The following is a 15,004-nucleotide window of genomic DNA, read 5'->3' on the forward strand; positions in this document are numbered from 1 at the left end:
GTTTTAATTAGAAAGTTACATTTAAATTAAGACCAATACTTCTTGTTGATGGTAAACCATAAATATCAACACCTTGTAAGCCCTGACCTGTACTTAAAGCAATGTTTGGATCGAATGGTGCATCTTTATAAAAGAAGAATAAGTTTCTTGCGATTAATGATAAAGTTGCTGTGTTAACAAAAGGAATTGCTTTTTTGTTGAAAGTATATCCAAGTGAAACCTCTCTTAAACTAACGTTTGTAGCGCTGTATACATATTCAGCTGTTGCTCCATTAAGTCCGCCTACAGCTTCATAGTATTTCTGAGGATCCATATTAGTTACTTTTGTACCATCAGGCATTACTGCATTTACTGCAACACCACCAGCATTTCTAGCATCTCCAGATCTTTTTGATACTCCATAAAAATCATTCATAGATTCAGTAATACTCATTACATCACCTCCAAAACGCCCATCAATTAAGAAATTAGCTGTAAAAGAACCAAATTTAAATGTGTTTGACCAGCCTAACATAAAATCAGGGTTTGCATTACCAACTTCGTGGAAGTCAGCTTCAACAGCTAAATTTCCATTATTATCTAAAACAATTTCGCCATTATCATTTCTCACAATACCTTTTCCTTCGATCACACCAAATGGTCTTCCTTCAGTTAAAGAGTATCTGTAATTAATATTATTTACAGGAGTTAATGGAATTTTACCTCCTAATTCTGCTGGAATTTCTTTTACTTTATTTCTATTGTGAGAATAATTTACCATAGTTTCCCATGAGAATTTTTGCCCTTCAATAATTTTTCCGCTAACAACAAGTTCAAGTCCTTTATTTTCTATGCTACCAGCATTTATTCCGTAGAAAGTATAACCGTAAGGGTTTGTTGCTGGAGCTGGAACTTGAATGTATTGATTTTTAGTTTCTGAGTTGTAGTAAGAAATTTCGAAACCTAATCTATTGTTGAACATTCTCCATTCAGTACCAAATTCAAATTCTGATTTCAATTCAGGTTTTAATCCTTCACCTGGTCTTGGCCCTACTACAGGAGGAATAATATTACCTCCTTGAATAGTTGATTTTGGAGAAGTTACAAAAGCAGAAACATCATTCCCCACTTGAGCGTAAGTTCCTCTCACTTTTCCGAAGTTAATCCATTCTGGCATTGTTGCCATTTCACTAATAAGAGCAGTAACCCCTACAGATGGATAAAAATAAGATGGACTATCAGTATTTACTAAAGTAGAAGACCAATCATTACGTCCTGTAACATCTAAATACAACATATTTTTATAACCAAAAGTTGCAGAAGCAAAAATTGACTGAACCTCTCTTGAAGAACCTGTAGCCTGAAGGCTTAAGTTATCTAAACCACTTGCACTTGCAAAATTCCCTAAGGTAAACAAGTTAGCATTTACAAGTCCGCCAACAATACCAGAATCTAACGTAGTCTGTTGATTTGCTAATGTATTATTGATACTTGCTCCTACGATAGCATTAAAGCTAAAATCTTCGTTGAAATTAGTATTAATTTTAGCAATCAAATCCCCATAACGTTGTGTGCTTAAATTGGCAACGTTTATATATCTACCGTTTATATTAGATAAAGAAGTATTGGTTGTAGCATAAATCTTTTTATCATAATCGTTTTCAACTCTATTATAGCTATATCTTGCTGCAATGCTTAACCAATTGTTTGCTTTGTATTCTAGAGCTAAATTTCCGTTGAAGAAATTATCTTTATCAAGAGATTTATTTCTATTAATTAACCAATAAGGATTCTGAACATAAATATCAGCATTTGGTGCGCTGTAAAAGTTTTGACCGTATAGGTTTCTAGAAGGAATAAATGTTTCAAAATTATCTTTATAATAATTAAAGTCATTTCCTCTTTGGAACAAATAAACTCCCGTTAATGGATTTGAATACAATCCGTTTACAGGTCTGTTGCTGATAGTCTGAGTTGTATATTTAGCGTCAGCAGAAACAGTTAATTTATTGTTGAAAAATTTACCTGTCTGGCGAATTCCAAAGTTATTTTTCTTTAATCCATTTCCTTCAATAACTCCTGAAGCAGCTGTATTAGCATAAGAAATACTAGTTGAAGAAACCTCAGATCCAGTTGTAAAAGCAGCAGAAGTAATTTGTGTAACTCCTGTGTTAAAGAAGTCTTTTACGAAATCATTTGAAGATACTTTTCCTCCCCAAGATTTTTGTGCATTTGCTGTTCCATATTCATACTGAAATTCTGGTAATGAATGAACAGATTCAAAAGTAGTAACAGAAGAAATTGCTAAATTCCCAGTGTTCTCTTTAACTTTTTTAGAAGACAATAAAATAACCCCATTTGCTCCTTGTGATCCGTACAAAACTGAAGCGGCAGCACCTTTAAGCACAGTCATTCCTTCGTAATCGTCTGGATTAATCAAAGAAATAACATCCCCTCCATCACGGTTACCTCCAGCAGTACTACCAAATGAATCATTTGACGCATTTGTATTACCCTGCTGATTTGAAGTACCATTATACATAGGAATACCATCAATAACATAAAGTGGCTGGCTATTCATGATAGAAGAGTTACCGCGAATTACAACTTTTGTAGATCCTCCAGTACCACCAGAACTTTTTGTTACTGCAACACCCGCAACTTTACCTGCAATTGTATTAATAACGTTGGCATCTTTTACACGAGTCAACTCTTCTCCTTTAAGTTCTTGAGCAGCGTATGTCAAAGATTTTCTTGTTTTCTTAACACCTAAAGAAGTTACCACAACTTCATTCAATGCATTTGAAGCTCCTTGAACCATTTTTACATTAATTGTAGCAGCATCTCCTACAACAATTGTTTGAGTTTCCAGTCCAACATAAGTAAAAACTAAAGTCTGACCTTTTTGAACTTCGATTGAATACAATCCGTCAAAATCGGTAGTTGTTCCCTTTTGACCTCCTTGTACTGCAACAGAAGCACCTGGTAATGGCATACCATCAGAATCTGTAATCACACCCTTGACACTTTTTACTTGTGCAAGCGAAACCTGCGCTGTAAAAACAATCATAAAGATTAAGAAAATTTTTTTCATGTTTATTTTATTTTGTTAGTTATGAAGTAAAATTATTCTTAAGACATTGTTAAAAAAAATAAATTAAACCAACGACAACAAAATTTAAACCAACGACATAAATCATTCAATAATGCGTTTTGCGAAAACGTTTTCCTGTTACAACAATATTGGTTTTTACTATATTTTTACAATTATTCTTCATCTAAAAATTAAAAACAATAACAAATTCACAATATTAAAAATCAAATTTTCAGCCAAATTGTTATTATGGTAATTTTATGTTAACAAATTTTAGATTTAATGAAAACTATATCTTTCCAAAAAAGAATACCTGATTGTATTTCATTAAAAATGATAAAATACAATCAGGTATTGCTTTAGAAATGTTGTTGTTCCTTTAAGTCTCTATTATTCAATTATAACTTGATGACTTTCTGTTTTTCCATTAATATTTACATGTAATACATAAATTCCTTTTCGAAACTTACTTACATCAATAACTCCCTTATTATCAACTATGGAAATACTTCTTTGCTCTTTTCCGTTTAAGTCATATAATGTTGCTGTAATTGGGATATTAAGATTTTCCGTTTCATTTTTGTTAGACAAATCTATATTAATGATGTCGCTTGACGGATTTGGATAGACATTATACAAAAAGCTATTCGATTTTGAATTTGAATCTGCTAAAGTTTGGGTTGACAATTTAGAAGAACATCCTCCATACATTTTTCGAATAGCAGTGAGGCCACAAGAAGTATCTGCTTCTACTTTCAATATTCCTCCGCTACATCCAAAAGGGACTGTATATGTTCCTGCTGAATTGGCAGTATATATTAAGGTTGATTCTCCTCTGTAAATTTTATACGGAGGAGCTCCGCCATATATATAAATATCGACTTGACCACTTGGTCCAACACCCGATGAAGTAACTGTAAAATTACTACCTACTGTAATGTTTTTAGTAATCGTTCTATAACCACATGATGCATTACCATAATAAAGATTAAGAGTAATAGGACCATTAACTACTTGGGAGGTTCTTGTCAATGTTACAGAACTTGTGTTATTTCCTGAAAGCGTAACCAAATTACTTCCCTGCGTTACTGACCAATTATAGGTTGTCGCACCAGATGGTCCTGCGTATGTTGCATTAGTACAGATTCCATCATTTCCTGTTATTACTGGTAATGAACTCATACAAGCTAACAAAGAAGCTGCATAAGCATCTACTAACCCATATCCCATTTCTGTATTCCATGTTCCATTTGATCTCCCAGCTGTTGTTGTATAAGAATAACTTCCTACTTTTTGAGATGTTTGTTCAATAATATCTCGAACCTGCTGACCTGTCAAATTAGGATTAACAGAAAGTATCAAAGCACTAATACCAGCTACATGCGGCGCAGCCATTGAAGTACCACTTTCAGGAAGTGTCAGATTTCCAGGTATTGTTGATAAAATATTACTTCCTGGAGCTACAACATCTAATTTTGCACCGTAACCCGAAAAATTAGATCGAGCACCGACAGATGTTATGGCACCGACAGTCAAAATATTATCATTAAAATAAGCTGGATAGTCCATTACAGGAGCATAATTACCAGAAGCAAAAACAACTATAGCTCCTTTTCCATTTCTTCCTTCGTTAATAGCCTGTGTAATAGATTGCTCAAGTATTGCACTATATAGCTGTCCATAATAATATCCTCCTTTATCTCCCCACGAATTATTAATGACGTCTGCTTGATTTAGACGCGCCCAGCTTATCCCACTCGCAAGCTCTGCTGAAATTGTATAAGTTGGCAACAAAGAATGACTTACAGTCATTATTTTTGATAATGGGGCAACCCCAACTACTTGTAAATTGTTATCCCTAATTGCTCCAATTGTTCCTGCAACATGAGTACCATGTGTATTACCATTGATAAAAACACTTGGTGAAGATCCTGACTGTGCATCAAAACTTAAAGGAGAAATATTACCTGCCAAATCATTATGGGTTTTATCTATTCCCTGGTCAACCACTGCTATTTTTACACCATTTCCTTGTGATACTGTCCAAGCCTGACATGCATTTATGTCAATATTGGGATTAGCGGTATTATTTAGCCCCCATAAACTTCCAAAATCAGGATCATTTGTACAAGTCTTTTTAAAATCAAACATAAAAGCAGGATCTACATCTGCAAAAAGGCCTGTTTCATAAAACTGATTAGATAAATCTACTGAATTCCCATTAGCTCCTTTTTTAACAGAAAGAATATACCATTCTGGCATATATGGAACCTGCTTAACAATATCAACAGCTTTTTCTGAGGCAGTTTTTTGTAGTAATTTAAGATCTTGTACATCTTTCAATTTGACGTAAAAATAACTTGAAGTTCCAATAGGTTTAGCATCTCCTCTTTTATAATATAAAGAGACACTCTTAATACCTGGATTTTCTCTGAGCTTTTTAATTCTTTGATTAAACTCTGCGTCCGTTTGGTCATTTTTAAATTCTAGTTTTGCCTTCTTTTCACTTGCATTTTTTGATTTATCAGCTGAGAGTTCAAATTCTTTAATTCCCAAAGCTGTTATAGCAGACTTATCTACATCTTGTTCTGTACTGATATTAACAAAACCTTTATCAACAGTCAAATTAACTTTTTTCCCTTTATAATAGTAATAAGGTGCTTCTTGTGCCCGTAATCCTAAAAAACTAATTAAAAAAACGCAAATAGAAATGAGTAATTTATTTTTCATAAGTTTTAGATTTTATCCACCAATACTTATTCAGTTATTTAAGAAATAAGCTATTGATTACATTAGTTAATGTGTTAAATATATTGTTAAAATAAATTTATTTAAAATTTTTTATACCAACTGCCACTTTCTGTAAACCAACGACATAAATCATTCAATAATGCGTTTTACGAAAACGTTCTATTTAAAAAATAAAACACCATTTAAGTTTATTTGCGATTTTTTATTCAAAAAAATTGCGACTTTGCCTTTAATTGTTTAAAGTTGTACAATATTTCACTCTTGTTAACAAAAACCAAAAATCCAACCGAAATAAGCCAATTGAAAGAAATTCGAAAAGTTAAGTTTAACATAAAGCTGCAAAATCACTTTTGGTTTTGGGGCGTGTATTTTACATTAAATTTTTTACGATGGGGAGCTTACTTTAATGATTATCCCTACGCATTCAAATCGAACTTAATTGAGTTCTCTTTGGTTATTCCTTTGGTATATCTGAATTTATTTGTTTTAGTTCCTAAATATGTACTAAAGCAGAAGTATATTATGTATACTTTTTTATTACTGTTGAGTTTATTTGCGATTTATTTACTTAAAACAGCACTTACCTATTACATTATCTCCGAAAATATCTGGCCGGAAGCGAATCGAGAATACCATCCGTTCGAAATCAATCACATTGTTGCTGTTTGTATTGGAGAACTCTATGTTTTGGCAATGGCATCGTCAGTATATCTTACTTTAACTTGGCTCAAAGAACGAGAAAGAAACAGATCGCTGAGAGAAAATCAGTTTAAAATCAAATTAAAATATCTCGAAAACCAAATTCAGCCACATTTTTTCTTTAATACCTTAAACAACTTATACGCATTATCCTTAGAATCTTCTAAAAAAGTTCCGGATGTAATTATTAAACTTTCCAACTTAATGGAATATGTACTCTATGATGTAAAAGGTACTAAGTTTGTTCCTTTAATAAAAGAGATTGACTACATTCAGAATTATATCGAAATTGAAAAACTTCGTTTCGAAAATGTAGAAGTAACTATGAATCTGGAATCGGATATTGAAGATGTTGTTGTTCCACCGCTGATTTTTATTTCATTAGTTGAAAATGCGTTTAAACATGGCGGTTTAAATAATAAAAACTTAAAAATCAAAATCAATTGCAAGGTTATCGATAATAAAATTCTTGATTTTGAAATCTTAAATAATTTTGTAATTTCACAAAATCAGAAAGCCAAACGTGGAATTGGGTTAGTAAATACAAAAAAGAGACTAAAACTTATTTACCGAAACAACTTCTCTCTGAAACAAAAAACCAAACTTAATTTCTACATAACCAGATTACAAATACCAACTCATAATGAAGATTAAATGCGTGTTAATTGATGACGAGCCTTTAGCGATCAAAGTCCTGCAAAATTATTTTACCAATTTTACAGATTTTGAAGTTATTGCAACATTCAACAACTCCCTGGAGGCGCTGGACTTCATTAACAGCACACAGGTTGATGCTGTATTTCTGGATATCAATATGCCAATGATGACCGGTTTTGAACTCATTAGTTTAATTGAAAGCAAAACCAAAGTAATTATCACAACCGCTTTTAGAGAATTTGCGGCCGAAAGTTATGATCTCGATGTATTGGATTATTTAGTAAAACCAATTCCGCTGCCAAGATTTATAAAGTGCATCAATAAAATCACAACCGAATACAATCTCAAAAACAATATTAAAGTAGAAAACGCAAAAGGCGACTCGCATATTTTTATCAAAGTCGATAAAAAAATGATGAAAATTAATATTGAGGAAATTTTGTTTGTAGAAGGAATGAAAGAATATATCAAAGTTGTCACGCCCGACAAAACTTATATTACCCACAAATCTCTCACCTCTTTATCCGAAGAATTACCTGCAGATCGCTTTCTTAGGATACATAAATCTTATGTCATAGCGTTAAATAAGGTGAAATCTATCGAAGGAAACCGTGTTCAGATCCAATCTTACAACATTCCAATAGGCAGAAACTACAGTAAAGATGTTAAAAATAAAATTTTAGAATAATTCATTTCTTAAATTCATTTTATAAGTAGGTTAAAATTAACACTTTGTTGAAAAAAGAGTGTCGTTGGTATAAATTTAACATTATTTATGCCCTTTTATTTTTTTTTGATAATCCTAACAAATATATTTACGGTCTTCAAAAAACAATAAAATAAAAAATTAACCTTATTCTTATGAGTTCAGAAAATGTGCAAACCAAATGGGGGCAGTTTATCTCTTTGATAATTGTCTTCTTCTTTTGGGGTTTTGTTGGATCTGCCAATGACATCCTGATTCCAGTATTCAAAAAAGTATTTACGTTATCGCAAGTACAATCACAATTAGTAGCGTGGGCATTTTATGCAGCATACTTTGTTGGATCAATTATATTCTTTTTAGTTTCTTTAAAGCTTGACGTACTCCAAAAGTTCGGCTACAAAAGAACACTTTCTGCTGGATTACTCCTTTCAGCAGTTGGCTCATTTTTATTCATTCCAGCGGCAACAATGGAAAGTTTCCCTTTCTTTTTAACTGCCTTATTTACTGTTGGTTTAGGATTTTCTATCCAGCAAATAGTAGCAAATCCGTTAGCAATTAAGATGGGAAGCCCAAACACTGGAGCACACCGTTTAACACTTGCTGGGGGTATCAACTCTTTCGGAACCACAATTGGAGCTATCCTATTAGGAATTGCTTTGTTTGGAATGGGTGATAATAAAAAAACAGCTCTTTCATTAGAAGATATTAAATTACCTTTTATTATTCTTGGCCTTGCTTTTATTGCTGTGGCAATTTTTATGAATTTCTCTAAAATTGAAGATCCTGAAAAAGAGGAAGAAGCCATTATTAAAGAACCTCATAGTAAATTTAACATTCTTGATTACCCGCAATTATACCTTGGAATGTTAGGTATTTTTATTTACGTAGGAACAGAAGTAACGATCATCAGTAATTTACCTGCTCTATTACACACTAGCGAGTTTGGAAATGTACTAGAAGATGCAATCGCTCCATTTATAGCGCTATATTGGGGAAGTTTAATGATTGGTCGTTGGAATGGTGGTGTAAACGTATTTAACACTTCAAACTTAGTAAACACGGCACTTAAATTTATCGTTCCTGCTGTAGCATTTGGAGTAATCATCGGAGCTAACATTTTTGCAGCACATGACGTTTCTTCATTCTATATCTACCCAATCTGGATTTTACTGTTTATTGCAGTAAGTTTTGTTGGAGGAAAAAATGCCGGAAAAACTTTAATGCTTTTCGGTATTTCAGGATTATTAATGATGGTATTAGGTTTAGTTTGGCCAAATCCGGAAATTGCTAAATTCTTCTTTATCTCAGGAGGTTTATTCTTATCTATTATGTGGCCTTCTATCTTCGATTTAGCGATCGCAGGATTAGGAAAAAATACCGGAAAAGCATCTTCTTTCTTAATTATGATGATTCTTGGAGGTGGTGTAATTCCATTAATTCAGGGAAGTATTTGTGACCTTGACATCACAAGTCCAGAAGGAATTTTCGGAATTTCATGGACACACTTCTCATACATTGTACCACTTCTTGGTTTTGCATACTTAGCATTCTACGGATTCTACTGTCCACAAATCCTAAAAAAACAAGGTATCAGCCACGTACAAAGCGAAGGCGGCGGACACTAAAAATTTTAAAACTCCAATATAAGAAAATCCAAATTCCAATTTTACAAAACGGAATTTGGATTTTTTTATCCTACAAAATAAAATCTCAGTATCTCAGAACCTTTACTTTGCATTAATAACATTTTCGAGATTCTTTTTAAAAACAGCCTTATTTTGTGCCGAAATAGAATAAACCACATCTTTATCTGCATGAACAATTACTTTGTCTATATCAGCCTTTAAAAGCGCTTGTGGATCTTTTATTCTTAAAGTACAGGCACCATCAAAAAAGCCATCGTCTTCTATTGTTTTCTTAGCTTCAATCTGCGTTCCATCACTTAGCACCGCAGAAATAGTCATATCACTATTCAATGTTTTCGAATAAAAACCATCCATAACCAAAAGTAATCTGTAGCTATTCTTCATTTCAGGACCTTTAAACTCATGTCTGGTAATATTATATCGCAGCCCTTTTGCCAGACTTTGAAATTTAACCGAACAATCCAGTTCATAAGTTGCTACATCGCCCGCGTCATTAACCGAAGTAATTACTTTCGCCTGGGCATTTACAGAAAAACTGCTAATAATAAAACACAAAACAATCAATATTACTTTCATATTCAACTATTTAAGATTCATATAAAAGTAAAAAAAAATCGTCTTTTCTCGTTAGAAAAAAGACGATTTTAATTTTGTATCTATCTAAGGATTACTTGTTTCCCTTTTCGAAATCAGCTACGAACTGAGCTAAACCAATATCAGTCAATGGGTGTTTCAACAATCCGTAAATTGCAGAAAGCGGTCCTGTCATAACATCTGCACCAATTTTAGCACAGTTTACAATATGCATTGTGTGACGCACAGAAGCAGCTAAAATTTGAGTTTCATAACCATAGTTATCATAAACTTCTCTAATTTCCTGAATCAAGTTCAATCCGTCAGTAGAAACATCATCCAAACGACCTACGAAAGGAGAAACATAAGTAGCTCCTGCTTTAGCAGCCAAAATCGCTTGTCCTACAGAGAAAACAAGAGTTACGTTAGTTTTGATTCCTTTATCAGAAAAATATTTTGCCGCCATAACACCTTCCTTAGTCATTGGAAGTTTTACAACGATTTGGTCATGTAATTCAGCTAACTCTTCACCTTCTTTTACCATTCCTTCAAAGTCAAGCGCATTCACTTCAGCACTTACATCACCTTCTACAAGATTGCAGATATCAACATAATGCTTTAAAATGTTGTTTTTACCAGTGATTCCTTCTTTTGCCATCAAAGACGGGTTAGTTGTTACACCATCCAAAACACCTAAAGCTTGTGCTTCTTTAATTTGAGCTAAATTAGCTGTGTCAATAAAAAATTTCATAATTTATATTATTTAAATTGTGTTGATTTATTCTGGGCGTGACCCTATTTGAAAAAGGCGCACTAATCAGAACGTTTATAAGCGCCTTTTTCAAATAGGGTCGGGCTATCCGTACTACTTCGGTAGTTTACTTCTATCCCTCACGCAAACGCAGGTGCAAAATTACGAAATCAATACCAATAACAATTTCAAAAAACAGATCAATTTGCAAATTCTCTCAAAATTCACAAAATATTTACAAACCGTAAATTATTTGTTTCTGTTTAGTTCTTTCAATTCATCCCTGATTTCTTCCAAAACTCTTAGAGTATCTTCTTTATAACTTTCAGAATTATTGATCTTGTCACTTACAGATCCCAAAATCCTACGAATAACAAACCAAATAACAGCAAAAATTAAAACAGCAAAAATACTAGGTAAATATTCAGCAATCTTTTCCATAATTTTATAATTTATAATGATTCATTAACATCTTTTCGTAAACTTTATCCGGAAGCGCACGTTTTAAAACAATCGAAAACTTTTGCATAAAAGCTCCGACTTTATAATGTACGTTAGGCTTTTTAGTTTGAATAATTTTATAAACCGCTTCGGCCATTTCATTTGGATTACTTCCTGCATCAACATGATCGTTCATCGTAGCCAATATATCTCCGTAAACTTTTTCATAAGCCGAATCTTTAATCACAGGTGCATGATAACGTCCCGCGGCAATATTAGTAGCAAAATCGCCGGGAGCAACATTAGTAATTTCAACACCAAAAGACTTAACTTCCATTCTTAAAGCCTCAGTAATCAACTCCAAAGCTCCTTTTGATGCAGAATAAACGCTTCTGTAAGGAAGCCCCATATATCCGGCAATAGAAGTAATATTAATAATAAGTCCAGAATTTTGTTTGCGCATTTGTGGCAGCGCAGCTTTCATAACTTCAATGGGTCCAAAAAAATTAGTCTCAAAATTATTTCTTATTTCTTCCGTCGGAATTTCTTCTAAAGGTCCGGTAATCCCAACTCCCGCATTATTGATTACAATATCCAATCTGCCAGAAGTTTCAATAATTTTAGAAACCGCTGTCTGAATAGATGCTGCATTTCGAACATCCAAGGCAACCAAAGGAAAAACAGAATTCAATACTTTCTCCGGATTTCTACTCGTTCCGTACACTACGAAACCTTTTTGATGTAAAAATTCACCAATAGATTTTCCAATTCCGGATGATCCTCCGGTAATTAAAACGACTTTATTCATTTTTTTTAAAAGTTGTTAGTTATAGGTTAAGAGTTAAGAGTTATAAATTTTGTGTTGTAAATAAAGTAAACTTTACAACTTTTAACCTATAACTTCTAACTTCCAAACGTCCAAAAATAAAAAAATCCTCCTGAAAAGGAAGATTACAAATTAAATTATTCTAAAAAAAATGGCAAGCGACCTACATCGCACCGCTCAACCGCGTACCCTTGCTATGTTCCCATCCTGGGGGAGTCTGCAGGAGCTGGTCGTGTAGGACTTGCCGGTGCAAATATACAACCTTTTTATATTTTTGCAAGAGCTTTGTCACTATAAAAATATCGTTGTATATTGGCTTATTCAAATTTTAAACTATGAAAAAATATAACTTCCTAGCTGTCATTTTATTAGGAATCGCATTTGTTGGATGTGGAGATACAAAAAAAAGTGAAAATTCTTTATTTACTATCGATGATTCTGCATTTCCGGCACATTTTACACAAAAAGATCCTGTTACAATCGGAATTTTAAATCCAAAATCGAAAGAAATCGACAGTGTTGCCTACTTCATAAATGACCAAAGAGTTGGAGGTACAAAAGGCGCCGGAGAATTTAGATTTGAACTAATCGATCAAAAATTAGGTTATCAATACCTAAAAGCGACAGTATATTTTGGCGGAGATTCTTCTGATGCTACTAAAAGAATTGAAGTCGTTTCTGATGTTGAACCAAAACTTTTGAACTATAAGGTTGTAAATACTTTTGCACATGATTCTTTAGCTTTTACTGAAGGTTTGGAATTTCATGATGGAAGACTTTTTGAAAGTACAGGACAAAAAGAAGATTCATACTTTAGAGAAGTAGATTATAAAACCGGAAAAGTAATTAAACAAGTAGATCTTCCTAAAGAATATTTTGGAGAAGGAATCACTTTTTTCAATGGAAAACTATATCAGCTTTCATGGCAGGAAAAAACAGGTTTTATCTATGATGCTAAAACTTTTAAACTGGAAAAAACATTCAAATACGATAAAGATATTGAAGGTTGGGGAATGACACACGACGACAAATATATTTATCACTCTGATGGAACGGAGAAAATCTGGAAAATGGATCCTTCTAATCAAAAACTTATCGATTACGTAAACGTATATTCTGGTACTTCAAAAATTAAAGCATTAAACGAATTAGAATTAATCGATGGGAAATTCTATGCTAATGTTTGGCAAAAAGATGCTATTGCCGTTGTAGATCCAAAATCCGGCGCTGTTGAAGGAATCATCAATTTATCTGGTCTTCGTAAATTTGTAAAAAGTAAAAATGCCGAGGTATTAAACGGAATTGCATACAATCCTGCTACTAAAACTATTTTTGTTACCGGAAAATACTGGGATAAAATATTCGAAATAACAGTTTCAGAATAAATCTAAAAATAATTTAGAAATACAAATTTCACAGATTTCACGGATTAGTTCGTGATAATTTGTGACACGAGACCGTAGGGCGAACTGACGAAGTAAATTTGTGTTTTATAACAATAGCAATAATGATAACATTAATTACAAACATCCAAGAATTGCTTCAGGTTCGCGAGACTTCAATTACAAAAGTTTCAGGGTCAGAAATGGCAGTACTTCCAACAATAAAAAATGCTTTTTTAGTTTTAAAAGATAATCTTATTGAAGATTTTGGTTCAATGGAAAATCTTCCTGAGATAAACGCAGATAAAACAATTGATGCAACAGGAAAAGTAGTTCTTCCGTCCTGGTGTGACAGTCATACACATATTGTTTACGCAGGAAATCGAGAGCAGGAATTCGTAGACCGCATTAACGGATTATCTTATGAAGAAATAGCGAATCGTGGCGGAGGAATCTTAAATTCAGCAAAAAAATTAAATGAGACTTCAGAAGAAGAAATCTACGAGCAATCAAAAGTCCGTTTAGAAGAAGTCATGCATTTAGGGACCGGAGCGGTCGAGATAAAATCGGGTTATGGTTTAACCGTTGACGGCGAGCTAAAAATGCTTCGTGTGATTAAAAAACTGGCTGAAAATTATCCAATTGCCATAAAAGCAACTTTTCTTGGAGCACATGCTTTCCCAACTCATTACAAAGAAGATAAAGCAGGATATCTGGATGAAATCATAAACGAAATGCTACCAGAAATTGCCAAAAACAAACTTGCAGATTACGTGGATGTTTTCTGCGAAAGCGGTTATTTTTCAGTAGACGAAACCGAAAAAATAATGGAAGCCGGAATTGCATTTGGTTTAAAACCAAAAATCCACGTAAACCAGTTTAATTCTATTGGCGGAATACAAGCCGGAGTTAAATTTAACGCTCTTTCTGTCGATCATTTAGAAATTATGAATACCGAAGATATTGAAGCTTTAAAAAACACTGAAACGATGCCAGTAGCTTTACCTTCCTGCTCTTATTTTTTAAGCATTCCTTACACTCCGGCACGCGAAATGATCAAAGCCGGCTTGCCAGTTGCATTAGCAACAGATTTCAATCCTGGTTCTACTCCATCCGGAAATATGAATTTTGTTGTTGCAACAGCCTGTATCAAAATGAAAATGACTCCTGAAGAAGCAATCAACGCTGCCACAATAAACGGAGCTTACGCCATGGGGGTTTCAAATACACATGGAAGTATTACAAAAGGCAAAAAAGCCAATTTAATACTTACCAAACCTACCTCATCTTATTATCAGATTCCTTATGCTTTTGGAAGCAATTTAATTGAATCGGTTTTTATTGAAGGGAAAATTCTGAAATAAACTTTTGTTTTTTCACAAAATAGAAATCATACAAACATAGCCTGTGGTTTCAACCACAGGAAACGTATTGTTTAGGACATTGTTTTAAACAAACTCACATTCATCCATAAAAAAAGGTCTGTGAAAATCACAGAC

11 protein-coding genes and 1 other RNA gene are annotated in these 15,004 nt (G+C 33.3%); 5 read left to right on the plus strand and 7 right to left on the minus strand.

The annotated features are described in order from the left end of the window. Positions 1-7 precede the first annotated feature (7 nt). Both HYN56_RS21965 and HYN56_RS21970 read right to left on the minus strand, forming a co-directional pair. Positions 8-3,073 (minus strand): SusC/RagA family TonB-linked outer membrane protein, encoded by a 3,066-nt coding sequence (locus HYN56_RS21965; RefSeq protein WP_109194156.1) that lies wholly within the window; start codon positions 3,071-3,073, stop codon positions 8-10. 390 nt (positions 3,074-3,463) lie between these two features. Then, positions 3,464-5,803 carry a S8 family serine peptidase gene (locus HYN56_RS21970; protein WP_109194157.1) on the minus strand — a complete coding sequence of 780 codons (2,340 nt, stop codon included), beginning with the start codon at positions 5,801-5,803 and terminating at the stop codon, positions 3,464-3,466. Positions 5,804-6,085: 282 nt separating this feature from the next. Here HYN56_RS21970 and HYN56_RS21975 point away from each other — a divergent pair, with 282 nt between their 5' ends. The 3 genes from HYN56_RS21975 to HYN56_RS21985 all read left to right on the plus strand — a co-directional run bounded on the left by HYN56_RS21975 (position 6,086) and on the right by HYN56_RS21985 (position 9,511). Continuing rightward, on the plus strand, positions 6,086-7,177 hold the full coding sequence (locus tag HYN56_RS21975) for a sensor histidine kinase (RefSeq protein WP_394336250.1): 1,092 nt from the start codon (positions 6,086-6,088) through the stop codon (positions 7,175-7,177). After that, positions 7,167-7,868, plus strand: a complete 702-nt coding sequence (locus HYN56_RS21980; protein ID WP_109194158.1) for a LytR/AlgR family response regulator transcription factor — start codon at positions 7,167-7,169, stop codon at positions 7,866-7,868. The genes HYN56_RS21975 and HYN56_RS21980 overlap by 11 nt, the downstream gene beginning before the upstream one ends. Positions 7,869-8,041: 173 nt before the next feature. Then, positions 8,042-9,511, plus strand: a complete 1,470-nt coding sequence (locus HYN56_RS21985; protein WP_109194159.1) for an MFS transporter — start codon at positions 8,042-8,044, stop codon at positions 9,509-9,511. A gap of 102 nt (positions 9,512-9,613) precedes the next feature. Here the strand turns inward: HYN56_RS21985 and HYN56_RS21990 are convergent, their stop codons facing one another. The 5 genes from HYN56_RS21990 to ffs form a co-directional block, all read right to left on the minus strand. Then, positions 9,614-10,108, minus strand: a complete 495-nt coding sequence (locus tag HYN56_RS21990) for a hypothetical protein (RefSeq protein WP_109194160.1) — start codon at positions 10,106-10,108, stop codon at positions 9,614-9,616. Positions 10,109-10,199: 91 nt separating this feature from the next. Further along, on the minus strand, positions 10,200-10,856 hold the full coding sequence (gene fsa / locus HYN56_RS21995) for a fructose-6-phosphate aldolase (protein ID WP_109194161.1): 657 nt from the start codon (positions 10,854-10,856) through the stop codon (positions 10,200-10,202). Between the two features lie 249 nt (positions 10,857-11,105). Further along, the gene (locus HYN56_RS22000; RefSeq protein ID WP_109194162.1) at positions 11,106-11,297 is read right to left on the minus strand and encodes a hypothetical protein; all 192 of its coding nucleotides are present in this window, start codon (positions 11,295-11,297) and stop codon (positions 11,106-11,108) included. Positions 11,298-11,301: 4 nt separating this feature from the next. Next, on the minus strand, positions 11,302-12,105 hold the full coding sequence (locus HYN56_RS22005; protein ID WP_109194163.1) for an SDR family oxidoreductase: 804 nt from the start codon (positions 12,103-12,105) through the stop codon (positions 11,302-11,304). A gap of 167 nt (positions 12,106-12,272) precedes the next feature. Next, an RNA gene (gene ffs, locus HYN56_RS22010) (signal recognition particle sRNA small type) lies at positions 12,273-12,370 on the minus strand. Positions 12,371-12,458: 88 nt separating this feature from the next. On the opposite strand from ffs, the gene HYN56_RS22015 reads away from it, so the two are divergent. Continuing rightward, positions 12,459-13,508 (plus strand): glutaminyl-peptide cyclotransferase, encoded by a 1,050-nt coding sequence (locus tag HYN56_RS22015; RefSeq protein WP_109194164.1) that lies wholly within the window; start codon positions 12,459-12,461, stop codon positions 13,506-13,508. 122 nt (positions 13,509-13,630) lie between these two features. Beyond that, on the plus strand, positions 13,631-14,869 hold the full coding sequence (gene hutI, locus HYN56_RS22020) for an imidazolonepropionase (protein WP_109194165.1): 1,239 nt from the start codon (positions 13,631-13,633) through the stop codon (positions 14,867-14,869). Positions 14,870-15,004: the final 135 nt, after the last annotated feature.

Origin of the sequence: Flavobacterium crocinum (assembly GCF_003122385.1) — a bacterium.
GTDB classification, from domain to species: Bacteria; Bacteroidota; Bacteroidia; order Flavobacteriales; family Flavobacteriaceae; genus Flavobacterium; species Flavobacterium crocinum.